This window comes from Burkholderia sp. RF7-non_BP4 (assembly GCF_001521935.1).
GTDB classification, from domain to species: Bacteria; Pseudomonadota; Gammaproteobacteria; order Burkholderiales; family Burkholderiaceae; genus Burkholderia; species Burkholderia diffusa.
The window spans coordinates 58,309-82,657 of sequence record NZ_LOTA01000035.1; the positions used below are offsets into that span (position 1 = coordinate 58,309).

26 protein-coding genes and 4 tRNA genes are annotated in these 24,349 nt (G+C 66.3%); 19 read left to right on the top strand and 11 right to left on the bottom strand.

Translation table 11 applies throughout. The features are described from left to right. The first annotated feature begins 63 nt into the window (after positions 1-63). The 3 genes from WS49_RS15625 to WS49_RS15635 all read left to right on the top strand — a co-directional run bounded on the left by WS49_RS15625 (position 64) and on the right by WS49_RS15635 (position 2,487). Positions 64-1,809 (top strand): FAD-dependent oxidoreductase, encoded by a 1,746-nt coding sequence (locus WS49_RS15625; RefSeq protein ID WP_059530091.1) that lies wholly within the window; start codon positions 64-66, stop codon positions 1,807-1,809. Further along, the gene (locus WS49_RS15630) at positions 1,806-2,018 is read left to right on the top strand and encodes a hypothetical protein (RefSeq protein ID WP_059530094.1); all 213 of its coding nucleotides are present in this window, start codon (positions 1,806-1,808) and stop codon (positions 2,016-2,018) included. The genes WS49_RS15625 and WS49_RS15630 overlap by 4 nt, the downstream gene beginning before the upstream one ends. A gap of 214 nt (positions 2,019-2,232) precedes the next feature. Beyond that, entirely contained in the window at positions 2,233-2,487 is a 255-nt protein-coding gene (locus WS49_RS15635) for a GlsB/YeaQ/YmgE family stress response membrane protein (protein WP_059530096.1), read from the top strand. 88 nt (positions 2,488-2,575) lie between these two features. Here the strand turns inward: WS49_RS15635 and WS49_RS15640 are convergent, their stop codons facing one another. The 4 genes from WS49_RS15640 to WS49_RS15655 all read right to left on the bottom strand — a co-directional run bounded on the left by WS49_RS15640 (position 2,576) and on the right by WS49_RS15655 (position 7,167). Further along, positions 2,576-3,058: a TlpA disulfide reductase family protein gene (locus WS49_RS15640; RefSeq protein ID WP_059530099.1), complete on the bottom strand. Its 483-nt coding sequence runs from the start codon at positions 3,056-3,058 to the stop codon at positions 2,576-2,578. After that, on the bottom strand, positions 3,055-4,314 hold the full coding sequence (locus WS49_RS15645) for a sialidase family protein (RefSeq protein WP_059530102.1): 1,260 nt from the start codon (positions 4,312-4,314) through the stop codon (positions 3,055-3,057). Before WS49_RS15645 ends, WS49_RS15640 begins: the two co-directional genes overlap by 4 nt. Next, entirely contained in the window at positions 4,302-6,650 is a 2,349-nt protein-coding gene (locus WS49_RS15650; protein ID WP_059530104.1) for a TonB-dependent receptor, read from the bottom strand. The genes WS49_RS15645 and WS49_RS15650 overlap by 13 nt, the downstream gene beginning before the upstream one ends. Positions 6,651-6,777: 127 nt before the next feature. Beyond that, on the bottom strand, positions 6,778-7,167 hold the full coding sequence (locus tag WS49_RS15655) for a DUF2946 domain-containing protein (protein ID WP_059530106.1): 390 nt from the start codon (positions 7,165-7,167) through the stop codon (positions 6,778-6,780). 197 nt (positions 7,168-7,364) lie between these two features. Between WS49_RS15655 and WS49_RS35640 the strand changes: the two genes are divergently transcribed. Together WS49_RS35640 and WS49_RS15660 are read left to right on the top strand one after the other, a co-directional pair. Continuing rightward, positions 7,365-7,511 carry a hypothetical protein gene (locus tag WS49_RS35640; RefSeq protein WP_167359231.1) on the top strand — a complete coding sequence of 49 codons (147 nt, stop codon included), beginning with the start codon at positions 7,365-7,367 and terminating at the stop codon, positions 7,509-7,511. 220 nt (positions 7,512-7,731) lie between these two features. Further along, a complete protein-coding gene (locus WS49_RS15660) occupies positions 7,732-8,325 on the top strand; it encodes a chorismate mutase (RefSeq protein ID WP_059530108.1) in 594 nt (197 codons plus the stop codon). A 37-nt stretch (positions 8,326-8,362) separates the two neighbouring features. Here WS49_RS15660 and WS49_RS15665 read toward each other — a convergent pair whose 3' ends face one another. Then, a complete protein-coding gene (locus WS49_RS15665) occupies positions 8,363-9,490 on the bottom strand; it encodes an exonuclease domain-containing protein (protein WP_059530111.1) in 1,128 nt (375 codons plus the stop codon). Positions 9,491-9,650: 160 nt separating this feature from the next. Then, positions 9,651-9,854, bottom strand: a complete 204-nt coding sequence (locus tag WS49_RS15670; RefSeq protein WP_027783827.1) for a cold-shock protein — start codon at positions 9,852-9,854, stop codon at positions 9,651-9,653. A 393-nt stretch (positions 9,855-10,247) separates the two neighbouring features. Here WS49_RS15670 and WS49_RS15675 point away from each other — a divergent pair, with 393 nt between their 5' ends. Then, the gene (locus WS49_RS15675; RefSeq protein WP_059530114.1) at positions 10,248-10,511 is read left to right on the top strand and encodes a hypothetical protein; all 264 of its coding nucleotides are present in this window, start codon (positions 10,248-10,250) and stop codon (positions 10,509-10,511) included. A gap of 507 nt (positions 10,512-11,018) precedes the next feature. Then, a complete protein-coding gene (locus WS49_RS15680) occupies positions 11,019-12,161 on the top strand; it encodes a porin (RefSeq protein WP_059530117.1) in 1,143 nt (380 codons plus the stop codon). Between the two features lie 107 nt (positions 12,162-12,268). Here WS49_RS15680 and greB read toward each other — a convergent pair whose 3' ends face one another. Then, positions 12,269-12,832, bottom strand: coding sequence for a transcription elongation factor GreB (gene greB, locus WS49_RS15685; RefSeq protein WP_059530120.1), 564 nt, complete (start codon positions 12,830-12,832; stop codon positions 12,269-12,271). A 130-nt stretch (positions 12,833-12,962) separates the two neighbouring features. Here greB and WS49_RS15690 point away from each other — a divergent pair. The 3 genes from WS49_RS15690 (at position 12,963) to WS49_RS15700 (ending at position 13,315) form a co-directional block, all read left to right on the top strand. Then, positions 12,963-13,039, top strand: a tRNA-Arg gene (locus tag WS49_RS15690). 61 nt (positions 13,040-13,100) lie between these two features. Continuing rightward, positions 13,101-13,177, top strand: a tRNA-Arg gene (locus WS49_RS15695). Between the two features lie 61 nt (positions 13,178-13,238). Further along, positions 13,239-13,315 (top strand) — tRNA-Arg (locus WS49_RS15700). A 177-nt stretch (positions 13,316-13,492) separates the two neighbouring features. Here WS49_RS15700 and WS49_RS15705 read toward each other — a convergent pair. From WS49_RS15705 to WS49_RS15720, 4 genes are all read right to left on the bottom strand, one after another. Beyond that, positions 13,493-15,859 (bottom strand): RelA/SpoT family protein, encoded by a 2,367-nt coding sequence (locus tag WS49_RS15705; protein ID WP_059530123.1) that lies wholly within the window; start codon positions 15,857-15,859, stop codon positions 13,493-13,495. Between the two features lie 63 nt (positions 15,860-15,922). Next, positions 15,923-16,126 (bottom strand): DNA-directed RNA polymerase subunit omega, encoded by a 204-nt coding sequence (gene rpoZ, locus WS49_RS15710; RefSeq protein ID WP_006025620.1) that lies wholly within the window; start codon positions 16,124-16,126, stop codon positions 15,923-15,925. A gap of 58 nt (positions 16,127-16,184) precedes the next feature. Further along, complete coding sequence (gene gmk, locus WS49_RS15715) at positions 16,185-16,868, bottom strand: guanylate kinase (RefSeq protein WP_059530126.1); 684 nt, start codon at positions 16,866-16,868, stop codon at positions 16,185-16,187. 6 nt (positions 16,869-16,874) lie between these two features. Then, positions 16,875-17,798 carry a YicC/YloC family endoribonuclease gene (locus tag WS49_RS15720; protein WP_059467048.1) on the bottom strand — a complete coding sequence of 308 codons (924 nt, stop codon included), beginning with the start codon at positions 17,796-17,798 and terminating at the stop codon, positions 16,875-16,877. 175 nt (positions 17,799-17,973) lie between these two features. On the opposite strand from WS49_RS15720, the gene rph reads away from it, so the two are divergent. From rph to WS49_RS15765, 9 genes are all read left to right on the top strand, one after another. Beyond that, positions 17,974-18,714 carry a ribonuclease PH gene (rph, locus tag WS49_RS15725; RefSeq protein WP_059530129.1) on the top strand — a complete coding sequence of 247 codons (741 nt, stop codon included), beginning with the start codon at positions 17,974-17,976 and terminating at the stop codon, positions 18,712-18,714. Next, positions 18,707-19,336 (top strand): RdgB/HAM1 family non-canonical purine NTP pyrophosphatase, encoded by a 630-nt coding sequence (rdgB, locus tag WS49_RS15730; RefSeq protein WP_059530132.1) that lies wholly within the window; start codon positions 18,707-18,709, stop codon positions 19,334-19,336. Before rph ends, rdgB begins: the two co-directional genes overlap by 8 nt. Before the next feature lie 34 nt (positions 19,337-19,370). Further along, positions 19,371-20,585 carry a radical SAM family heme chaperone HemW gene (hemW, locus tag WS49_RS15735; protein ID WP_059530135.1) on the top strand — a complete coding sequence of 405 codons (1,215 nt, stop codon included), beginning with the start codon at positions 19,371-19,373 and terminating at the stop codon, positions 20,583-20,585. Positions 20,586-20,627: 42 nt separating this feature from the next. Continuing rightward, positions 20,628-20,715: transfer RNA gene (locus WS49_RS15740), tRNA-Ser, on the top strand. 151 nt (positions 20,716-20,866) lie between these two features. Continuing rightward, complete coding sequence (locus tag WS49_RS15745) at positions 20,867-21,268, top strand: hypothetical protein (RefSeq protein WP_059507119.1); 402 nt, start codon at positions 20,867-20,869, stop codon at positions 21,266-21,268. Between the two features lie 153 nt (positions 21,269-21,421). Next, entirely contained in the window at positions 21,422-21,715 is a 294-nt protein-coding gene (locus WS49_RS15750; RefSeq protein WP_059530138.1) for a hypothetical protein, read from the top strand. Positions 21,716-21,943: 228 nt separating this feature from the next. Then, positions 21,944-22,435: a TonB family protein gene (locus WS49_RS15755; protein WP_059530142.1), complete on the top strand. Its 492-nt coding sequence runs from the start codon at positions 21,944-21,946 to the stop codon at positions 22,433-22,435. Between the two features lie 301 nt (positions 22,436-22,736). Further along, on the top strand, positions 22,737-24,047 hold the full coding sequence (locus tag WS49_RS15760; protein WP_059530145.1) for an MFS transporter: 1,311 nt from the start codon (positions 22,737-22,739) through the stop codon (positions 24,045-24,047). Positions 24,048-24,145: 98 nt separating this feature from the next. Further along, a complete protein-coding gene (locus WS49_RS15765; protein WP_059530148.1) occupies positions 24,146-24,325 on the top strand; it encodes a hypothetical protein in 180 nt (59 codons plus the stop codon). Positions 24,326-24,349 lie beyond the last annotated feature (24 nt).

The following is a 24,349-nucleotide window of genomic DNA, read 5'->3' on the forward strand; positions in this document are numbered from 1 at the left end:
TCGCATCGCATCGCATCGCATGGTCGAGCGTGCGCAATCCAACGTGCAACCTGGAAGCCAACGATGGGCATCGAATTCAAGCCATATCCGTTCGTCGCCGCGCGCCATCCCGCGCATCTGCCGACCTGCAGCGACGGTGTCGACGTGCAGCGGCACCGCGTCGCGATCGTCGGCGGCGGGCCGGTCGGCCTCGCCGTCGCGCTCGGCCTCGCCAATCACGGCATCCGCAGCGTGCTGCTCGAAGCCGACGATTCAGTCTGTCACGGCAGCCGCGCGATCTGCATCTCGCGACGCAGCCTCGAGATCATCGAGCGGCTCGGCGCACTCGATGGTTTCCTTCGCGTCGGACTGCCGTGGAGCGGCGGACGCAGCTTCTATCGTCACGACGAAGTGCTGCATTTCACGATGCCGCAGGACGAAAACCAGAAGCTGCCGCCGATGGTGAACCTCGCGCAGTATCACATCGAGCAGTTCCTGCTCGACGCCGCACTGCGCCGCCCCGAACTCATCGAAATCCGCTGGCAGACGAAGGTCGCCGGCGTCACGCAGCGCCCGGACGGCGTGCGTCTCGACGTCGATACGCCGCTCGGCGGCTACGCGCTCGATGCCGACTGGGTCGTCGCGAGCGACGGCGGGCGCAGCACGATGCGCGATGCGCTCGGCCTGTCGCTGCACGGAACCAGCTACGAAGGCCGCTACGTGATCGTCGACATCGCGCTCGACAGCGATCGGCCGACCGAGCGGCTCGCCTACTTCGACCCGGCGTCGAATCCGGGCTCGACGGTGCTCGTCCACAAGCAGCCCGACAACGTGTGGCGGATCGACTACCAGCTGCGCGACGATGAGGATCCCGAAGCGGCCGTCAAACCCGAGAACGTGATCCCGCGCGTGCAGAGCCTGCTCGACATGATGGGCGAGCGCGGCGACTGGTCGCCGATCTGGATCACGATCTACAAGGCGAACGCGCTGACGCTCGAACGCTACCGGCACGGCCGCGTGCTGTTCTGTGGCGACGCCGCGCACCTCGTGCCGATCTTCGGCGTGCGCGGCGCGAACTCGGGCATCGACGACGCCGACAATGTCGCGTGGAAACTGGCGTACGTGATTCGCGGCCTCGCGTCGGACGCGCTGCTCGACAGCTATTCGGACGAGCGCGTGTTCGCGACGCACGAGAACCTGCGCTACGGCACCAAGAGCACCGAGTTCATGGCGCCGCCGTCGTTCGCATTCGACCTGATGCGCAAGGCCGTGCTGACGCTCGCGGCCCGGCATCCGGCGTTGCGTTCGCTGATCAATCCGCGTCAGACATCGGCCATCGCTTACACGGCGTCGCCGCTCAATGCGGACGAACGCGATGCGTTCTTGGCTGGGCCGCCGCCCGGCACGGTACTCGCCGAATGTCCGCTGATGCTGCAGGCGTCGAGCGACATCGGCAACGACAACGGCGCACGTCGCGGTCACCTGACCGATCTCGTCGGCGCGTGCTTCACCGCGTTCCGCTTCACACGCGACGGTGCGTCCGATCCGTCGTTCGCCGATCTCGAACGACGCCTGCACGACGCCGACATACCGTTCGCGCTGGTCACGCTCGCGCGGCACGCGGCACCGCAACATCCGCGATGCGGCGGCTACGATGCCGACGGCCGGCTGTTCGACCTGTACGGCGCGCGCGACGGCACCGTCTATCTCGTGCGTCCGGACGGACATGTGCTCGGCCGCTGGCACGATGCGCGCGTCACCGACCTGAGCGCCGCACTCGAACGCGTGCTGCACCCGCACACGTCATCCGATCCTCAGGAGAACGCATGATGACCGACACCGAACGCGACATCCTTTACACCGACCTGTGCCGCACGATGACTCGCATCGGCGAAACCGATGCATCGCTCTTTCTCGCGCGCTTCGCACTGCTCGCGATCGAGGCGATCGGCGACGCGGCGACCGTCACCCGCCTGATTGCCGACGCCGGTGACGGCCTGCCCGACACCGACGCATCGACGCCGACGCACGGACGATGACACATAGCGCTCCTTTCCTTACAGATTCATTGCGTAGACAGACGAATCCCCTGGAAAAACCCGTTAAGGGTGCATAACATTACTTAACGATTCCGACCCGTCTATCGCGTTACATTGCGTGGGCGGCGCGGCGGGTCGCATGCCGCCTTCATGCAGCTTGCGGCGAAACAGCCGACGTCCGGTCATTTCGACTCAACACAAGGAGAGGATCACCATGACTCATGGCTTGATTATGTGGCTCATCATCGGCGCGATCGCCGGCTGGCTGGCGGGTTTGCTCGTCAAGGGCGGCGGGTTCGGCCTGATCGTCGACATCATCGTCGGTATCGTCGGCGCGGTGATCGGCGGCTGGCTGGCGGGGGTGCTCGGCATCAGCCTCGGCAGCGGCTTCATCGGTTCGGTGATCGTCGCGGTCATCGGCGCCGTGATCCTGCTGTTCGTGATCCGGCTGTTCAGGCGCGCGGCCTGACGATCTTCTCGCGCGCCTTCGGGCGCGCTTTCGTTTCGTATCTGCATCGAAGCGGCGCGCGGCACCGCCCGCGCGCCACCTTCCGCTTTCACCGGCGCTTGCCGCCTTGCAACCAGCCGTCGAGCACGTCGGTCGTCAGCAATCCGCTGCGCGCCTCGCGTGCGCCATCGCGTCCGATCCACACGGTACGCGGCATTTCTCCCCGCCACCTCGCATCGAGTGCCGCTCGCAGGCGCTCGGGCATCGGCTCCGCATTCGCATACTGCGCGACCTGCGGCGGCAGGTTCATTTGCGCGAGTGCCTGTGCGATCGCCGCACCGTTGTCGTCGTACGCGTCCATCGAAACCATCGCGAGCCGCACGTCCGGATGCCGGCGCTGCCACGCGACCAGATGCGCGGCGTTCTCGCGGCAGTAGCCGCAATCGAGCGACCAGATCTCGACCGCGAGCGGCCGTTCGGGCGCCGTCGCGTACAACTTCGCGACCTCGGCCGCGCGCAGCGGTTGCAGTTCACCGGCCCATGCGGGCAGGCTCGCAAGCACGGCGCCGATCGACACCATCAGCCGTTTCATTGCGCTCCCTCCACGGGAATGAGCCGATAGCCGTCGTAACGCGTGCGCCACGACAGGTAGATGCGTCCTGCATCGTCGAGCAGTTGCGGGTTGTCGCTCGCGCCCGACGTCGACGCGATCACGCGTGGCGCCGACCAGTGCTCGCCGCGATCGTCCGAGCGGCGCAGCTTGATCTGCATCGTGTCGCCGTCGAACGCCTTCCATGCGAGCCACACGACATCGCCGTGCGCGACGAGCGCCGCATGCGATGCCTGCTCGGCCGGTACCGACGGATTCGCGCCGAACGCCCAGGGCGTGCCGAGCGGCCGGCCATCGGCGCCGATGCGCGAGTAGAACACGTCGGCGCGATCGTCGACGACGCCGAACCACGCAATGTGGCGCGTGCCGTCCGGCGTGATCGCGAGCGCCGGCCCGTGCTCGGGGCACGCCTCGACGTGCCAGTTCGAAAACGTGGCGCGCACCGGCACGACGGGCTCCGACGCCGACACGGGCAACACCGCGAGCGCATGATCGCGGATCTGCCCCGGGAACACGTTGCGCCACACCGCTTCGATATGTCCGGCCGGATCGATCGCCATCGCGATGCGACAGCATTCGCATGTGTGATCGGTGACCTTGCGCTCGGGCTCGAACGACGCGCCGCCGTCGCGCGACACGGCGTAGTACACGGCCGCGCCGTCGTACGTCTGCCCCGCCGCCTTCGCCGAGACGAGATCGCGCTTGTCGATCCACGCGATCGCGATGTTGCCGGCCGGATCGACCGCCATCATGTCGAAGCGATGCGTGATCGCCTGCCGGTCGCGATGCACGGTGACGGGCACGCTCCACGTCGCGCCGCCGTCGAGCGAACGCGAGAAGCGCACCATGCCCGTGTACGGCGCATCGAGCGGCATCGACCACGACACGTACACCGCGCGACCGTCCGGGCTCGTCGCGATCTTCGGGCGATTTTCCGCACTCGTGTAGATCGGCTCGGGCATCGCGTTGACGGTCGTGGGTGCGGACAGCGTGCGGCCCGCGTCGTCCGAGCGCGCGACAACGACGTGCGCGCCTTCGACCCATGCGACCCACAGCCGGTGCCGCGCGTCGAATGCGGCGCCGGTCGCGAGCGGCTGCTTCTGCTGCGCCGGCGCGGCCTGCATGCTCATGTGCGCCGCATGCGGATCGACGGCGTTCGGCGCGTCGTGCGCGCGTGCGGGCGACAGCGCCGCGAGCCACAGCGCGCAGCCTGCCGCGAACGATTTCACAGCGACCATTTCAGTTCTCCGAAGAAAGTGCGGCCCGGATACGGGTGGAACACGTAATAGCGGCGGTCGGTCAGGTTGTCGATGCCGAGCGATGCGGTCCAGTGACGGTCGAACCGGTAGCGCGCCTTCAGGTCGACGACCGTGAAGATGCTCGTGCCGCCGTACACGTCCGGATTCACGTCGCCGTTGTCGAGCGTATTGAACTGGCGGCCCGAGTAGCGGACGCCGACGCTCGCGAGCCAGTGCTCGTCGAAGCGGTACGACGCGAGCAGGTTCGCGCGCATGCGCGGGATGCGCGGAAAGCGCGAACCGACGTAAGCCGGATTCGCAGTGTCGGCCAGAATCTGCGCATTGCTCGCCGACACGTTCGCGTCGATGTCGAGCCCGCGCAGCCCGACGTTCTGACCACTGAATGCGAGTTCGACGCCACGTACGCGCACCCGATCGACGTTCGAGATGTTGGTGACGGTCGACGCGCCCGACACCGTCGTCTGGCTGTAGATCGAATCGCGCAGGTCGCTCTGGAACACGCTCGCGCGCACGACGCCGACACCCACGTCGCGCTCTGCCGTGAAGTCCCAGTCGATCGCCTTTTCCGGGCGCAGGTTCGGGTTGTTGTTGACGATCGCGTTGTTCGAGATCGTGCCCTGGAACAGTTCGCCGACCGTCGGAAAGCGCGTGCCGGTCGCGAACGACAGTCGGAAGCGCCAGACGTCCGTCGCGTCCCATTGCAGCGCGACTTTCGGCGACAGCGCATTCGCGCCGCGGTCCGCGTAGCCGAGCATGCCGTTGGCGTTGCCGAGCGCGCCGCCGTATGCGTCCCAGCGCTCGTAGCGCAGGCCGAGGGTCGCGAGCCAGCCGGGCGCGAAACGCCACGCGTCCTGCGCGAACAGCGCCTGCGTGCGCGTGTCGCCCCGGTAGACGCTCGCGAGCGACGTAGTCGGCCCGGCCAGCCAGTCGGCCGTGTTGTACGTGACGTTGCGCAGGAAATAGTTGTCGTAGTGATAGCCGAACGTGAATGCGTGGCCCTTCACTTCCGGCGCCTCGGCCTTCAGGTCGAACGTGCGCCAGCCCGTGCCGTCGCCCTGAAACAGCGTGCCCGCCCCGCCCTGCACGGTCGACGCCGCGCGCAGCACGTCGCGCGACACGTCGTATGCCGACACCACGCCCGACAGCCGCCAGCCCGAATCGAGCCGGCCGTTCAGGCCGAGCGCGTACAGCCAGTTCTCCTGGTCGCCGCGCTGCGGCGCGAACGCGCTCGGCGCGACGGTCATGTTCCGGCCGCCGATCGACACGTTGCCGCCGTAGACGGGATTGCCGGCCGCATCGCGCAGGAAGGTCTCGCCGTGCTGCCGGTAATGGTTTTCCCAGTGCCCGAGCGTCAGCGTCGCGTCGACGCGGTCCGTGAACGCGTAGCCCATCCGCACCGTCCCGTTGAGCTGCTCGGTCCGCTCGATGGTCTGCGCGCCGACGATCGTGCGCGGCTTGCCGTTCGGCCCGATGTCGGTGGCCGCCCCCGTCACCGGCACCGCGGCGCCGAGCTTCGGGTTGTAGGCTGAATTGGGGCTCGCATACTGCATCGGCTGGCCGTTGTTCTCCAGCCGGTCGAGCGACAGCGAAAACCAGAACTTGCCGATGCGGTTCGCGATCCGCGCGGTCTGGTGATTGCCGCCGAAGCTATCCGCGAAGCCGTAGCCGTCGTGATAGCGCTGCGTGAAGAACTGCGTCGACAGCGACGCCTCGAGTGCGTCGGGGCGCCGCGTCGTCAGCAGCACGGTCGAGCCGATCGCATTGCCCGGATACAGCGCGGAAAAGGGACCATACAGCACGTCGACGCGCGCGATATCGTCGGGCGCGATCAGCGACCAGCGCGGCGGATACGCATAGCTCGACCCGAGCAGGTTCGACAGCAGCAGGCCGTCGGCGTAGACGAGCCCGCGCGCGCTCTGCAGCTCGTTGAAGTCGCGGCCGGCGAACACGCTGTTGCGGTCGCCGATGTAGCGCTTGCGAACCATCAGGTTGGGGGCGTACTTCAGCGCGTCCTCGGTGGTGACGTTGGTGTGCGCGTCGATCTGCTCGCGCGTGATCGACTCGACGACGGCCGGCGTATCGGGATCGACGGGTTGCCGCCGGGCGGTGACGCTGACGGCGGTCAGCGTGTCGCCGGTCGGCGCGGGCGCGGCAACCGGTGCGGCATGGCCGGCCGGGTCGCCCGGACCGCCGGGCGCCGGGTCGGCGGATACGCCATCGATCGTGGCCGCCTGCGCGGCAGGCCAGGCAAAAACGGCCGCGCAGGCGAGCGCGAGCCGGCCGCGCGACGGCCGCGCGGCGAAGGTGAACGACATGGATGAATTCCTGAAAACGTGACCGGACACCGCCGGGCGCGAGCCGACGCGCCGCGCGCACACGGCGCGGCGCGCGGACCGGGCCGCGGGCGGCACGCGCGCCACCGGGGCGCGCGGACGATATCAATCAGATCGGGACGTTTTCAGGCGGACCGCGCGGCTGCGCGAGACGGATGCCCTTGCGGGGAAAAACAGGAACGGCCGGGGCGGCGGCCCGGTATGCGAAGGCGCGCACGAAGCCCGGCAACGCAGGCAGGCTCGTGCCGAGCGCCACGTTCGCCGCGAAGCCGGGACAGTACACGCAGTGCGGCACGCCGGCATGGTCGAACGACGACGTGCCGCGGTCGTCGCCCGACTGCGCGAGGACGATCTGACGCGCACCTGCCGCACTGCACAATTCGAGCGTGAGCTCGCCGGAACCGTTCGATGCGAGACGCGCGTAGCCGACGACGGGCGACAGTACGTTCAGTACGAGCGCCAACCATACGAGGCCGATCCATCGCGTCGTTCGTTTCATCACGGTCCAGGAAAAAGTGCGCGCAAGTATAACAAGCGGCCCGATCGTTGCCGACGTGCGAGGTGCAATAGCCGGCATCGCACGGTGCGCAGCAGCGCATGTGCCGTTAATACAACAGAGACAAAATCTAACGATTCGCCTCTGGCATAAATCCGAGCGCGAGGTTGATAATTATTGAACCTGCTGGAGAAACGACCATGGACGAAAGACCAACCCGCATGCCCCCGCCCGAGCAAGTGATGAGCCCGGATCCGGAACCCGTCGGCGTGGAATTCCTCGCCGAGTTGCCCGAGTATGTCCGGGCATTCTTCGACGAGCAGCACAAGCTGTACTCGCCGAAGTGAACCTACGTTCCGTTCTGTAACCGCCACGTGTCGATCGATATCGTGCGGTTCATCGCTGCGTTTTCGGCGCAGATCGCTTCGCACCCGGGCTGCAACGGCCTGACGGTGCCGGATCAGCGCGTCCGCTGATTCTTCTGTCGCGTCGTTCCGCCGCGCGACTGTCTTCGTCTATCCTTCTGGTTTTCCACCTCCGGCCCGTCCGGTTCTCCCGATCGTTCCGATGAAACAAGCCATTCGTGCCAGCGTCGCTGTCGCCGCGCTCGGCGTCGCCCTTTTTTCGTCACCGCACATCGCACGCGCGGACGGCGACGACACCGCGCTCACCAATCTCGTCGCGCTCGCATCACAGCGGCTCGCGCTTGCCGAACCCGTCGCGCGATGGAAATGGGCGAATCACAAGGCGATCGAGGACCAGCCGCGCGAAGCGGCACTGCTCGCATCGGTCGAGAAGCGCGCCGCACAGTCCGGCGTGGATCCGGCGTTCGCGCGCACGTTCTTCGAGGATCAGATCGCCGCGAGCAAGGACGTGCAGAACGCGCTCTTTGCAACGTGGCGCGCGACGCGGCCGCCGGAAGGCTCCCCGCCCGACCTCGCGACCAGCACGCGGCCGGCGCTCGATCAGCTCACGCAAAAGATGCTGGCCGGCCTCGCGCAAGTCGCACCGCTGCGCGACGCACCCGACTGCCAGGCGCGGCTCGCACGCAGCATCGCGAACTGGAAGACACTGACCCGCTACGACCGCACCCAGACGCAGGCGCTCGGCATCGCGCTGTCGCACGTCTGCTCCGCCGGCGGCGCCAGTGCGATCGGCTGACGGCGCACGGCCATTGCACGCGGCAGCACGGCCGTGCTCAGTCGGCTGGCGTGAGCGCCGCTAGCGGAATCAGTTGCAGGCCGCGCGCGAGATGCGTCTGCAGCAGACGATGGGTATGCGGTTCGAACGCACCGTCCGCGCCGTCGGCCACGAGCCGCGCGGCCGCATCGAGCGATTCGGCCGCACCGAGGTAGCGCCAGGCGTCGATCACGTGAAACAGGCGGCGCTCGCCGCTCGCCTCGAACGCGACCGGGCCGTCGAACGGCCAGGGCGCATTGCCGGCACGGCCACTTTCGGCCGTGGGACGCCGGTTGTATGACGGACGCAGGCGAGCGATCCACTGCGCTTCCGCAAGCATCGCGCCGAGCTCGTTGCCGGTCTCCCGCCATTCGACGCGCCGCACCTGCTGCGCAATCCGCATTTCCTTCGACGAACGCCGCTCGCCGGTCAGCAGCGCACGCAAGCGCTGCCGCACGCGCACGCTGCGGCCGACGTACAGCGCTTCGTCGCCCTCCCCGAACAGCGCGTACGCGCCGCATCCGGCCGGTGCGGTATCGAGCCACGCTTCGGTCATGCCGCCCGCGAGACGGAAGTGACGCGTCGTGCGCGTAATCTGGTCGCGCAGACGCTCGAGCGGCACGATCTCGTGCAATTGCCGCCAGAACTGCCAAAGGAGATCGGCATCCGCGAGCGCCCGGTGGCGGGCGGCGGGGACGAGACCGTGGCGTTCGATCAGCGCATCGAGTCCGTGTCGCGCCTCCCGCGGAAACAGCGCACGCGACAGCCGCACCGTGCACAGTACGTCCGGATTGAACGCGAAGCCGGCGCGCTCGAATTCGGCACGCAGGAAGCCCCGGTCGAAGCTCGCGTTGTGCGCGACGAACAGCTTGCCGTCGAGCCGCTCGAACAGCACGGGCGCGAGCGACGCGAACGACGGCGCGTCGCGCACCATCTCATCGGAAATGCCCGTCAGTTGCTGGATGAACGGCGGAATCGATTGCCCCGGGTTGACCAACGTCGTCCATGTCGACACGCCCAGCGGGCCGATTTCGACCACGCCGATTTCAGTGATGCGGTGCTCGGCGGACGAACCACCGGTGGTTTCGAGGTCGACGAAGACGAGCGGCTGTTCGCAGGCGGGATCTGACGGGCTGAAATCGGACATAAAAGGCGGGAGAAACGATGCTTCCGTGAGTATGCACCGGCAGGCGTGTTCGCGACCAGTCCGAAGCGGATTCGATTCACCGGTCCCGGGTTTTCGTGCCCCGAAAAGCAAAAAGCCCCCGCGATGCGGGGGCCGGACGAGTTCGGCAATGCGTGGCGCGTCAGACCGCCTGGATATTCGCTGCCTGCTTGCCTTTCGGCCCGACTTTCACTTCGAAGGAAACGCGCTGGTTTTCCTTCAGCGTTTTGAAGCCGTCCATGCGGATTTCGGAAAAGTGCGCAAACAAATCTTCGCCGCCATTGTCGGACGTAATAAAGCCGAAACCTTTAGCATCGTTAAACCATTTTACGATACCGGTATCCATACCTTCGTTCCCCACTCGATTAGATCAAAAAAGCTACTGTTTATAGCCGCTTCCCGAAATCCCGCAACGGCGCGCCGACACTCACCCCCAGCGCTCCGCCCGGGGACGGAGTGCTGACTTTATAAATTGGACAATCCAGGCGCGTCAAGGGAATTTTTGGCGCTTTCTTTATCAAAAAAACGTCAATACCACTGGAATCGGTACACCATCGTCTTTTATTAATTGATCCGCATCAAAAACCTGTCAATATTACCGGGATCGAATCCCACATAATCAAAACCGTGAAAAACCTACCGGGGACAAATCGGGCCGGTAAAATCCTCGGGTTTTTTCCGGATTGCGAAGAACGAGGGACGTTGCGATGCTGGTGCAAGGCAATGGAAGGAGAAGGTCATGTGGCTGGACGGAATCAAACGCTTCGCGAGCCGACTCGCACGCGTGCGCCGCAAGTCCCGCGCGTTGGCCGAGTCCCGCGACACACCTTGCGACACTGAATTCGACCCGACCTGGCACGGCGATCATTGGCAGAACCTGCTGGCGTCACCGCTGGACGCCCGTCACTACGTGATGGAAGACTGGACGTATACGCCGCCGCAACCCGAAGCCGACGACACGCCGCCGACGGGCAAGCGCAAGCGACGCTCGTACACGCAATAGGGACCTGGAAGACGGGCAAAAAAAAGCGCGACTGGGAAGTCGCGCCGACAAAGGTTTGGAGATCTTTTCCGTCAACGAAAAAGTCTGCTTCGGAAAGCAGAGATCGCAGTATAGCGAGAGAACATCCTTTCATTATCCATGCTCCACACAAACCTCTATTGCCGATGTGTCAATAATCGCGCCAGGCCTAATTCCGCCCGCCAGTGAGTGCCTGTCGCGACCGCGCAACGTCCACGACACCCTTTATGCAGTCCTGAGCACCTTCTCCGCCTGCTGCGCTGCCGCAACGCCTTGATGGCCGGGGCTCCCGGCGCATACACTTATTCTTGCGGGATTCAAAATACAGTATTGCCGGAAGCAATTTTCTTCTGCACCCGGCCCCATCCGTACACTGCAAATGGATTTCCGATGAGGGTGCCGCGCTCCACGCGCACGGCGTCGCCGACCCGCGACGCCGCCGATGCCCGCAGCAGGTTCGATCGACATCATCCTGTTTGGAGACAGATCATGAAAAAGCCCCTGATCGTCGCCGCATTGACCGGCGTGTGCGCCACTGCCGCCCATGCGCAAAGCAGCGTCACGCTGTACGGCCTGATCGACGCCGGCATCACTTATACGAACAACCAGGGTGGCCACAGCGCGTGGCAGGAGACGAGCGGCTCGATCAACGGCAGCCGCTGGGGCCTGCGCGGCACCGAGGATCTCGGCGGCGGACTGAAAGCCATCTTCACGTTGGAAAACGGCTTCGGCATCAACAACGGTTCGCTCAAGCAGAACGGCCGCGAATTCGGCCGCCAGGCGTTCGTCGGCCTCGCGCACGAGAGCTACGGGTCGCTCACGCTCGGCCGCCAGTACGACAGCGTCGTCGATTTCCTCGGCCCGCTGTCGCTGACCGGCACCCAATACGGCGGCACGCAGTTCGCGCACCCGTTCGACAACGACAACCTGAACAACTCGTTCCGGATCAACAACTCGGTCAAGTATCAGAGTGCCAATTACGGCGGCCTGAAGTTCGGCGCGCTGTACGGCTTCTCGAATTCCAGCGATTTCTCGAACAACCGCGCATACAGCGTGGGCGCGTCGTACAGCTACATGGGCTTCAACGTCGCGGCCGCGTACATGCAGCTCAACAACAACATCAACGCGCTGTCGCTCGCAGCCAGCGACCCCGGCGCGGTGGCCGGCGACTGGACGTTTGCCGCCAGCCGTCAGCGCACCTGGGGCGCGGGCCTCAACTACACGTTCGGGCCCGCGACGGCCGGCTTCGTGTTCACGCAGACGCGCCTGACCGATTCGGCCAGGATCAGCGCCGGGCAGTCCGGCGTGTCGGGCGGCATCCCGCTCGCCGGCGGCACGCGCTTCAACAATTACGAAGTGAACGGCCGCTACGCGCTGACACCGGCATTCTCGCTCGCGGGCTCGTACACGTACACCGACGGCCGCCTCGACGGCCAGACGCCGAGCTGGCACCAGTTCAACCTGCAGGCCGACTATGCGCTGTCGAAGCGCACCGACCTGTATCTGCAGGGCGAGTACCAGCGGGTCAATGCGGACGGCCTGGCGGTCGGCGCGAACATCAACGGGCTCGGCACCGCGTCGTCGACGAACAAGCAGATCGCGGTCACGGCCGGCATGCGCCACCGCTTCTGAGCCACGCCATCGGTCCCGGCGCTTCGGCCGGGAGCATCATGACAAGCGCCCCACCCCGGGGCGCTCGTCGTTTCAGCGCGGCACCGCGCGGATGCGCCACTCGCTGCTCACGCGCTACCCGGCGCCGGATAGCGAACGTCGAGCACGTCGATCGGCTGGGGACCGGCCGGCGTCATCAGCGTGACGGTGTCGCCGATCTTCGCCTTGATGAGGGCCCGCGCGACCGGCGAGATCCAGCTGACACAACCGCGATCGAGATCGACCTCGTCGATCCCGACGATCGTGACGGTGTGATCCTCGCCGTCCGGCGTCGCGTAATCGACGGTCGCGCCGAAGAACACCTGGTCGACATTCTCCTGCCGGCTCGCGTCGACGACTTCGGCGAGATCGAGCCGCTTCGTCAGGAAGCGGATCCGGCGGTCGATCTCGCGCAACCGCCGCTTGCCGTAGATGTAGTCGCCGTTCTCCGACCGATCGCCGTTCGACGCGGCCCACGACACCAGCCGCACGACCTCGGGACGCTCGACGTCGATCAGGTTCAGGAGTTCGTCCCTGAGCCGCTTGTGGCCGGCCGGGGTGATGTAGTTCTTCGTGCCCGCCGGAATCGCGGGTTGACTCGGGTCGAGATCGTCGTCGTCGCCGTCCGACTCTTTGACAAACGCCTTGTTCATGATGCAGATTCAACACATGGATGACTGATGCATCAAGGGTACACGAACGCGGCCGCCCAAGATCGGGTGACATTTTTTGCGAATAAGGCTTCCCTTTTTATACAACCCTGCTATACTTCCGCTTCTGCGTGCGGCTGTAGCTCAGTTGGATAGAGTACTTGGCTACGAACCAAGGGGTCGTGGGTTCGAATCCTGCCAGCCGCGCCACCTTTTTGGGGGCCTTCCCATCGCAGAAGGTTCCGACAGTTGAAGCAGTACCGTTTTGCGTGCGGCTGTAGCTCAGTTGGATAGAGTACTTGGCTACGAACCAAGGGGTCGTGGGTTCGAATCCTGCCAGCCGCGCCACCTTTTTGGGGGCCTTCCCATCGCAGAAGGTTCCGACAGTTGAAGCAGTACCGTTTTGCGTGCGGCTGTAGCTCAGTTGGATAGAGTACTTGGCTACGAACCAAGGGGTCGTGGGTTCGAATCCTGCCAGCCGCGCCACCTCAGAAGGGCCTTCCTCCGGGAAGGCCCTTTTTCTTTTCCACCCCTCTTCTCTTCGGCCATCGCCCGCTCGGCTCGAGTCGGGTTGCCGCTGCGCGACACTGCCCGACCCGCGGCACAAACGAAAACGGCGGCCCGTGGCCGCCGTCATATCCCGCCGCAAACCCACGCGCGGCGTCAGTAATCCTGCCGCTCGCGCTCGATGCGCATGCCGCCGTCGTGACGCGCATGCACGCTGTCGTCGGTCGAGCGCTCGCGCATGATCCGCATCACGTCCGGATTGGTCCGCACGCGCCGCATCACGTTCGCGAGATGCACGCGATCGCTGACCTGGATCACGAACCGCAGCACCGTCGATTCGTGCGTCAGATCCTCGTCCATCGCGATGTGCACGATGTTCGCGTCGGCCGACGTGATGTCCGCCGCGACGCGCGCGAAGATGCCCTTCGTGTTCTTCACGAGCGCCTTCACCGCGACGTCGAACAGACGACCCGGCTGCGGCGCCCACTCGACGTCGATCCAGCGGCCCGGATCGCGACGATGGATGCGCTGCGCGACCCGACAATCGGTCGTATGAATCGCCATCCCGAGCCCGATGCCGATATAGCCCATGATCGCATCGCCCGGAATCGGCCGGCAGCACGCCGACAGTTGCACGGACATCCCTTCCGTGCCGGTAATCACGACCGGCGGCGCATTGTGTGCGGGATGCCGCTCGGACTTCGGCAGATCGTCGTCCGCATCGCGGCCGCTCATCAGCACCTCGATGCGCTTGGCCATCACCGCGGCGACGCGGCGGCCGAGGCCGATGTCCGCGAAGATTTCCTGGCGGCTCTTGTTGCCCGTCCACTGGACGAGCTTCTCCCACACCTCCGGCGCGACATCGGCGAGCGCGAGCCCGTAACCCTTCAGACTCTGGTCGACGAGCCGCTCGCCCAGCTGCACCGACTCGTTCAGGCGCATCGTCTTCAGGTAGTGACGAATCGCCGAGCGTGCCTTGCCGGTGCGCACGAAGCCGAGCCACGCCGGGTTCGGCTTCGAATACGGCGCGGTGATCACCTCGACGATGTCGCCGCTCTTCAGCTCGGTACGCAACGGCAGCAACTCGTTGTTGATCTTCACGGCCACGCACTGGTTGCCGAGATCGCTGTGAATCGAATACGCGAAATCGAGCGCCGTCGCGCCGCGCGGCAACGCCATGATCTTCGACTTCGGCGTGAACACGTAGACCGCATCCGGGAACAGGTCGATCTTCACGTGCTCGAGGAATTCGCTCGAATCGCCGGCTTCGCTCTGGATGTCGAGCAGCGACTTCAGCCACTGATGCGCGCGCTTCTGCACGTCGTTCAGATCCGCGCCGCCGTTCTTGTACAGCCAGTGCGCGGCCACGCCCGCCTCGGCGATCTCGTGCATCTTGCGCGTGCGCACCTGGAACTCGATCGGCGCGCCGAACGGGCCGACGAGCGTCGTGTGCAGCGACTGATAGCCGTTGATCTTCGGGATCGCGATGTAGTCCTTGAACTTGCCGGGCACGGGCTTGTACAGCGCGTGCAACGCACCGATGCACGTGTAGCAGTCGAGCGGATTCTCGACGACGACGCGAAAGCCGTATACGTCGAGCACCTGCGAGAACGACAGCTGCTTGTCGCGCATCTTGCGATAGATGCTGTAGATCGTCTTTTCGCGGCCGGTGATCTCGGCGTCGAGCTTCGCGTCGCCCATCGCGCGCTGCGCGGCCTCGAGGATCTTGCTGATCACTTCGCGGCGGTTGCCGCGCGCGGCCTTCACGGCCTTCTCGAGCGTCGCGTAGCGATGCGGGTTGAAGTTCGCGAAGCTCATGTCCTGCAGCTCGCGATACGTGTTGTTCAACCCGAGGCGGTGCGCGATCGGCGCGTAGATGTCGAGCGTCTCGCGTGCGACGCGGCGGCGCTTTTCCATCGGCACCGCGCCGAGCGTGCGCATGTTGTGCAGACGGTCGGCGAGCTTGACGAGGATGACCCGCACGTCGCGCGCCATCGCGAGCAGCATCTTGCGGAAGTTTTCCGCCTGCGCTTCCTCGCGGCTGCGGAACTCCATCTTGTCGAGCTTCGACAGGCCGTCGACCAGTTCAGCGACCTTCGGGCCGAACCGTTCGGCCAGCTCGCTCTTGGTCACGCCCTGGTCTTCCATCACGTCGTGCAGGAGCGCGGCCATCACGGCTTGCGCGTCGAGCTTCCAGCCGGCGCAGATTTCCGCGACGGCGACGGGATGGGTGATATAGGGTTCGCCGCTCTGGCGATATTGACCGAGGTGGGCTTCGTCACTGAAGTGGAACGCCGCCTTGACCTCTTTGATTTCTTCCGGAGGGAGATACTCGGCAAGCGCGGTCGTCAGTTTCGCGATCGAAACGACGCCGTGCTTGCGCGGCTGCTCCGGCGTGGCGGTCGGCCCGAACAGATGCCGGAAGGACTGTTCGAGGACCGCGTCGATGTACTGGCGCGCAGGCGACTGGGCCGTGGCTTCGGTGGTCGAATCCGCGGAGGCGGACGATGGGGTGGTGCTCATATTCGCCTCCAGGTCGAGTCGTTGCGCGCGTGGACTACATGGCTGGAACGGGCCGGATGCGCGTTACACCGGCACCTTCTTCAGCATCTCGACGCCGACCTGGCCGGCGGCGATCTCGCGCAGCGCGACGACGGTCGGCTTGTCGCGGCTCTCGATCTTCGGCGTATGGCCTTGCGCGAGCTGCCGCGCGCGGTAAGTGGCGGCGAGCGCCAGTTCGAAGCGGTTGGGGATTTGCTTCAGGCAGTCTTCGACGGTAATGCGAGCCATGTTGGTAATTCCTTCTGAATATAGTCCCTATTCTACCTTATGTCCCTCTACCCCCGCGTCATTCCGCGTGGGGCAAATGGATGCCGAGCTCGATGAACAGCTCGGCATGTCGCGCGTACTGCGAAGCAAAGCGCAGGCGCGTCGCCGCGACGATGCATTCGAGCTCGGCCAGTGCACGATCGAAATTCTCGTTGATCACGACGTATTCCGCTTCGGACGCGTGCGCCATCTCGCTGCCCGCCGCGAGCAGGCGTCGCGTGATCACGTTCGGTTCGTCCTGGCCGCGCTTCTTCAGACGTTCCTCGAGCGCGTCGAGCGACGGCGGCAGAATGAAGATGCCGACCGCGTTGCGGAACTGCTTCTTCACCTGCTGCGCGCCCTGCCAGTCGATCTCGAGCAGCACGTCGTGGCCGTTCATCATCTGCTCTTCGATCCAGACGCGCGACGTACCGTAATAGTTGCCGTGCACCTCCGCGCTTTCGAGGAATTCGTGCGCGGCGTGGCGCGTGCGGAAATCCTCGACGGTCGTGAAGTGGTAGTGCTGGCCGTCCTGCTCGCCCGGGCGCGGCTTGCGCGTCGTGTACGAAATCGACAGGCAGATGTCGCTGTCCTTCGACAGCAGCGCGTTCACGAGCGTCGACTTGCCGGCGCCCGACGGCGCGATGACCATGAACAGGTTGCCGGGATAGACGCCGCCGTGCAGCGCATGCGATGCGTGGCCGTCGTGAGTGGGATGGGTCATGTTGCGTTACTCCAGATTTTGCACTTGCTCACGCATCTGCTCGATCAACAGCTTGAGCGCCATCGATGCGTCGGCCAGTTCCTTTGCCGCCGCCTTCGAGCCGAGCGTGTTTGCTTCTCGATTCAGTTCCTGCATCATGAAGTCGAGACGCTTGCCGACGCGGCCGCCCTTCTCGATCACGTGACGCGTTTCGTTCAGGTGCGCGGTGAGTCGCGACAGTTCTTCCGCGATGTCGATCCGGATGCCGTACATCGTCACTTCCTGACGAATGCGTTCCGCGGCTTCCTCGCGCGTGACGATCGGCGCGCTGCCTTCGGGCGCCGCGAGGCCGAGCGCTTCCTGCAGCCGCTCGACGATCTTCTGCTGATGCTTCGCGATCAGCTCCGGCACGAGCGGCGTGATGCGCGCGACGATCGCTTCCATTTCGGTGACGTTCGACAGCAGCATCGTCGCCAGCTGCGCGCCTTCGCGCGAACGCACGACGACGAGCTCGCCGATCGCCTCCTTGCCGCACGCGAGCACCGCGTCGCGGATCGCTTCCGCCGACACGCCGCTCTCGGCGAGCACGCCCGGCCAGCGCAGGATCTCGCCCGCGCGCAGGCGGCCGACGCCCGGGAACGAATCGAGCACCGAGCGCTCGAGCTCGGCAAGCTGGCCGAGGGCCGTCTGGTTCAGCGCGCCGGCACCGATGCTCTGCTCGCCGCGCTGCAGGTTGATGCGCACGTCGACCTTGCCGCGCGACAGCTTGTTCATCAGCATTTCGCGCAGCGCGGGCTCGCACGCGCGCACGTCGTCCGGCATGCGGAAATTCAGGTCGAGGAAGCGCGAGTTCACGGTGCGCAGTTCGACCGACACGCTGGTGCCGCCGTTGCCGGTAGCCGTCGCGAGTTCGCGCGTCGCGCTCGCATAGCCCGTCATGCTGTAGATCATGGTTCGTCTCGCCGTCTGGGTGCCCTTCTCGGGCGGGAATATGTCGAGGCGCCCGGCGCATTGCAAGGCGCGGGGCGGGAAGCGCGCATTATCCCATTTTTGCGCCCCACCCCGCCGGGCAAGGCTGCCGTTCGGCGCTAAAATCGGGGTTTCCTCTTCCGTCCACGATTCCCCCATGACGTCTTCCCTGTCCCGCCCGAGCGGCCGCCGCGCCGACGAACTGCGCAAGGTCGCCCTCACGCGCCATTACACGAAACACGCCGAAGGCTCGGTACTCGTCGAATTCGGCGATACCAAGGTGATCTGCACCGCGAGCGTCGCCGAACGCGTGCCCGAATTCCTGCGCGATCGCGGCCAGGGCTGGCTGACGGCGGAATACGGGATGCTGCCGCGCGCGACGCACACGCGCAGCGACCGTGAAGCCGCGCGCGGCAAGCAGACGGGCCGCACGCAGGAAATTCAGCGCCTGATCGGCCGCGCGCTGCGCGCGGTGTTCGATCTCGAAGCGCTCGGCCCGCGCACGATCCACATCGACTGCGACGTGATCCAGGCCGACGGCGGCACGCGCACGGCCAGCATCACCGGCGCCTTCGTCGCCGCGCACGACGCCGTGTCGAAGCTGATCGCGGCCGGCAAGCTCGCGCGCTCGCCGATCACCGACCACGTCGCCGCGATCTCGGTCGGCGTGTACGAAGGCGCGCCCGTGCTCGATCTCGACTACGCGGAAGATTCGCGCTGCGACACCGACATGAACGTCGTGATGACGGGCGCCGGCGGCTTCGTCGAAGTCCAGGGCACCGCCGAAGGCGTGCCGTTCTCGCGCGCCGAGATGAACGCGCTGCTCGACCTCGCGCAAAGCGGGATCGGCCAGCTCGTGCAGCTGCAGAAGGACGTGCTGGGCGCCGGCCATGTCTGACGATCGCACCCTCGCGCCGCTGTCGCGCATCGTGCTCGCGTCGAACAACGCCGGCAAGCTGCGCGAGTTCACCGCGCTGTTCTCGACGGTCGGCATCGAGATCGTGCCGCAGGGCGACCTGGCCGTGCCGGAGGCGGAAGAGCCGTTCGGCACGTTCATCGAGAACGCGCTGACGAAGGCGCGGCACGCGTCGCGGCTCACCGGCCTGCCGGCGATCGCCGACGATTCCGGCCTGTGCGTGCGCGCGCTGCGCGGCGCGCCGGGCGTCTATTCGGCACGCTACGCGCAGCGCGCGGGCGGCGACAAGGGCGACGCGGCGAACAATGCGTACCTCGTCGAGCAGCTGCGCGGCGTCGCCGACCGGCGCGCATACTATTGCTGCGTGCTCGCGCTGGTGCGCCACGCGGACGATCCCGAGCCGCTGTTCGCCGAAGGTCGCTGGGCGGGCGAGATCGTCGACACGCCGCGCGGCGAGCACGGATTCGGCTACGACCCGTATTTCCACCTGCCGTCGCTCGGCGCGACGGCAGCCGAACTCGAGCCGGCCGTGAAGAACACGCACAGCCATCGCGCGCTCGCGCTGAAGGCACTGCTCGCGCGGCTCGCGGAGGAACCGGCATGATCGTCTTCGTCACGCATTCGCAACCGGAGGCCGCATGAGCCAGGCGGCGGAAACCGGCGCGCGCGTCGTCGCGGCCTTCACGTCGCCCGGGCAGGTACGGCTCACATCGCTGCCGCCGCTCGCGCTGTACGTGCATTTTCCGTGGTGCGTGCGCAAGTGCCCGTACTGCGATTTCAACTCGCACGAGTGGAAGGGCGAGCGGTTTCCGGAAACCGAGTACCTCGACGCGCTGCGCGCCGACCTCGAACAGGCGCTGCCGCTCGTCTGGGGCCGGCAGGTGCATACGGTGTTCATCGGCGGCGGCACGCCGAGCCTGCTGTCCGCAGCCGGTCTCGACCGGCTGCTGTCCGACGTGCGCGCGCTGCTGCCGCTCGATGCCGACGCCGAGATCACGCTCGAGGCAAACCCGGGCACGTTCGAGGCCGCGAAGTTCGCGCAGTTCCGCGCGAGCGGCGTAAACCGCCTGTCGGTCGGCATCCAGAGCTTCAACGACGGCCATCTGAAGGCGCTCGGCCGCATTCACGACACCGCGCAGGCGCGCGCGGCCGTCGAGATAGCCGCGAAGACGTTCGACAACTTCAACCTCGACCTGATGTTCGCGCTGCCGAACCAGACGCTCGACGAATGCCGGGCCGACATCGAGACCGCGCTGTCGTTCGCGCCGCCGCATCTGTCGCTGTATCACCTGACGCTCGAACCGAACACGCTGTTCGCGAAGTTTCCGCCCGCGGTGCCCGACGACGACGCGTCGGCCGACATGCAGGAATGGATCCACGCGCGCACGGCCGAGGCCGGTTACGACCGCTACGAAGTGTCCGCTTACGCGAAGCCGAATCATCAGTGCAAGCACAACCTGAACTACTGGCGCTTCGGCGACTATCTCGGGATCGGCGCGGGCGCGCACACGAAGCTGTCGTTCCCGAACCGGATCCTGCGGCAGGCACGCTACAAGCATCCGGCCACCTTCATCGAACAGGCGATGGCCGGCACGCCGGTTCAGGAGGAACGTGAAGTCGGTGCGCGCGACCTGCCGTTCGAGTTCATGCTGAACACGCTGCGGCTCGTCGAGGGCTTCCCCGTGCACAGCTTCGTCGAACGCACGGGCTTGCCGATCGGCACGATCGAGCCGGCACTCAAGGAAGCGGAGCAGCGCGGACTGATCACGCGCGATTTTGCGCAGATCGCGCCGACGCCGCTTGGCCAACGTTTCCTCAACGACTTGCAGGAATTGTTCCTGCGCGACGATTGAGGCTGAACGAAGCGGCATTTCGGTTACAATGCCGCCTCGTGTGGAAGCGTGGCCGAGCGGTTTAAGGCACCGGTCTTGAAAACCGGCGACGGGAAACTGTCCGTGAGTTCGAATCTCACCGCTTCCGCCAGGAAGTTCGCCAAACCCCGTCCATTCATCGAATGACGGGGTTTTTGTTTGTCCGCCGCGCGCCGCGCTCGGTGCCCGCCCGGCGCGCCGACGCATCTCACCCGATGCCGTTACAATCCGGCGCTCCGATTCGCGAAACGGGAAACCACGTCATGAAGCCCTTCATCGCCTCGTCGCTCGTCGCCCTGCTGGCTGCCGTCGGCACGCACGCCGCGGCCGCCGATTCCGCCTCCGGCACGGACGCACAAACGCCATCGTGCGCGATCGCGTACGTGAAGGGCGTCGGCGGCTCGCCGCGCAGCCTGCGCGAATATCTCGCGAGCCCGACGCCGTACAACTACCTGAAGGAAAACGAGATCCAGTGCAAGGTGTCGGACGATGGGCGCGCATCGAACTGCACCGGCGTGACCTATATCCGCAATGAACAGGTCAGCGTGTACGACGATTCCGACCCGGCGACGCTGACGGTCGTCGCGCCGGTGGAACTCGAGCACGGCGAGAAGTATCCCGTGATCCTCGTGGTGCAGCGCAAGGACGCGCGCTGCACGCGGTAACGCGCGACACCGCACGCCCACCGTGGCAGCCGACGACGCGCGCCTCACGAGCCGGGCCGCCATCGCCTAGAATTCGATCAGCACGGCGACACGACCGCCGCCGTGACTCGATGCCGCCCGCGCCATCCGTGCGAGCGGCCCACGGAGACCGCCATGACCGAACTGTCGACAGCGACGGATCACGTCGATTACGAAGGCTTCGAGATCCATGTGGTGCCGGGCCTCGCTCCCGGCAGCGACACGCGTTACACCTACACCGGCTATGTCTGCCATCCCGGCGTGAATCCCGCGCTGCCCGATCATGCGGTGCCCTTCCACGCCGACGGCGAGGAAAGCTTCGCGAGCGTCGACGAAGCGGTTCGGGAAGCCGTGCACATCGGCAAGAGCATCATCGACGGCACGCATCCGGACCTGTCCGTTCTGTCGCTCGTCACGCACGGCTACTGAGCGGGCCGGTCGGGCCACGCCCACCGCCCCACGGCGCGCGATACGCGAGCACATATCGCGCCCACGCCGTCACATGTCACGTCACCTCGCGACGCATGCCGGTCGGCCCGCCGATCGCCATCCTCCGCGAATCGCCAGGTCGCGCTTCGCCCACTATGCGTTTCTCCCGATAACAGGTCGCGCCGGGACGCCTATCATTTTTTTATAGTCACCCTCCGGCACTCCGCCATGTCCCCTCTTCCCCTCTCATGCGCCAGCCGGCTGCGTATTGCCGCGCTGGTCGCCGCCTCGTTGCTTGCCGCGTGCACGATCACGCCGCCGCCGTCGCTGCACTCGGTGCTGACGATCCCGTCCGTCATCCGCAGCGCGAATCGCGACCAATATCGCGTGGAAGTCGCGCGCTGCGTGACCGAGCACAATCCGTCCGGCGTCTCGCACGGGACGCCGCAGGCGATGCTGCGCTCGCTCGTCGTCGTCGCGTACACCGTCGATGGCAGCGGCCGCCTCGTCAACGCGTCCGTCTATCGCAGCAACGGCGACAGCGAAGCGGAAGGGCTCGCGCTCGCGTCGCTGCGCCGCTCGGCACCGCTGCCGCCACCGCCGTCGAAACTGCTGGACGGCAATGGCCGGCTCGAGATGATGGAAGGGTGGCTGTTCAACGACGACGGCCATTTCCAGCTGCAAAGCACTGCATCAGCACAGGCGCAATCGATCGACTGAGCCCGCGCCCGCCCGCGATTGCCGCTATGTCGCGGCGCTGGCTATAATTTTCCGCAATCGCGCGGCCACCCGCCCGCGCGCGCGTTCGCGCGCCGCACCCGGCATGCGAGCCGACCATGCCGGCACAGGGCGGCGGCGGCCTATCCGTCTCCATCGTCGACCGGCGGGTGACGTCCGCGCCACGACGCGCGTCCACGCCGCTACCGCATCATCCGCCCGGCTGCGCTCTCCCGGCAGGCGTCCACCTGCCCGCCCGAGCGCACGCTCAGTCGAATGCCCCAACGACAAAACGGAGACATCCATGTCCGCATCTCCCCCGGCCGTTGCACACGCAACCGGTTCGGCCGGCGCCGTCAGCCACCGGCGCATCGTGTTCGCGAGCTTCATCGGCACCGCGATCGAGTTCTACGACTTCTACGTGTACGCGACCGCCGCGGCGCTCGTCATCGGCCCCGTGTTCTTTCCCCACGGCTCCGCGACCGCGCAGGCGCTATCCGCATTCGTCACGTTCGGCATCGCCTTCATCGCGCGGCCGATCGGCTCGTTCCTGTTCGGCCACTTCGGCGACCGCATCGGCCGCAAGTCGACGCTCGTCGCGTCGTTGCTCGTGATGGGCGTGTCCACTACCGCGATCGGCTTCGTGCCCGGCTACGACACGATCGGCACGCTCGCGCCGGTGCTGCTGTGCGTGCTGCGCTTCGGCCAGGGCATCGGCCTCGGCGGCGAATGGGGCGGCGCGGCGCTGCTCGCGACCGAGCACGCGCCGCAAGGCAAGCGCGGCTGGTTCGGGATGTTCCCGCAATTGGGCCCGTCGGTGGGCTTCCTGATGTCGAACGGGCTGTTCTTCGCGCTCGCGCTGTCGCTGTCCGACGAGCAATTCCGCAGCTGGGGCTGGCGTATCCCGTTCCTCGTCAGTGCGGTGCTCGTCGCGCTCGGCCTGTACGTGCGGCTGAAGATCACCGAGACGCCGGCGTTCCAGGCCGCACTCGACCGCAACGAACGCGTGCGCGTGCCGGTCGCGACGCTCGTCTCGCAACACTGGCAGCCCACGTTGCTCGGCGCGCTCGCGATGGTGGTCTGCTACACGCTGTTCTACATCTCGACGGTGTTTTCACTGTCGTACGGCGTGTCGACGCTGCATATTCCGCGCCAGAGCTTTCTCGGCCTGCTGTGCTTTGCTGTCGTGTTCATGGGGCTCGCGACGCCGCTGTCGGCGTGGGCGTCGGATCGCTTCGGCCGCAAGCCGGTGCTGGCCGTCGGCGCGATCGCCGCACTGCTGTCCGGCTTCGCGATGGAGCCGCTGCTCGGCAGCGGCTCGATGCCGCTCGTCGCGCTGTTCCTGACGCTCGAGCTGTTCCTGATGGGCGTGACGTTCGCGCCGATGGGCGCGCTGCTGCCCGAGTTGTTCCCGACCAACGTCCGCTATACGGGCGCGGGCGTCGCGTACAACCTCGGCGGGATCCTCGGCGCGTCGATCGCGCCGTACATCGCGCAGCTGCTCGCCGCTCAAGGCGGCCTGTCGTGGGTTGGCGGCTACGTGTCGGTCGCGGCGGCGATCAGCCTGATCGGCGTGCTGCTGATGCGCGAAACCCGCGACGCATCGCTCGTTTGAGCCTCCGGGGCGCCCCGGGTTGTTCGGCGGGCGGCGCTGCCTATACTCGATCCGAGGGCGCCGTGGCGCCCCCCTGGATCCCCGAAGGAGCCGCCGCGATGAACATCCACCTCAACAACGCCGACCTCGTGCTGATCCTGGCGCTTGCGCTGGGTGGCGCCCTGCTGCTCGCGGCACGCTTCCGGCCGAAAACCTGGCGCGGCCTCCTGTTCGAGGCGCTGCTCGCCAACCTGGCCGCCGTCGCCGCGGTGATCACGGTCGAAGCGCTGCTCGCCTGAACCGATCGGCTCCGTTTCCCCGGG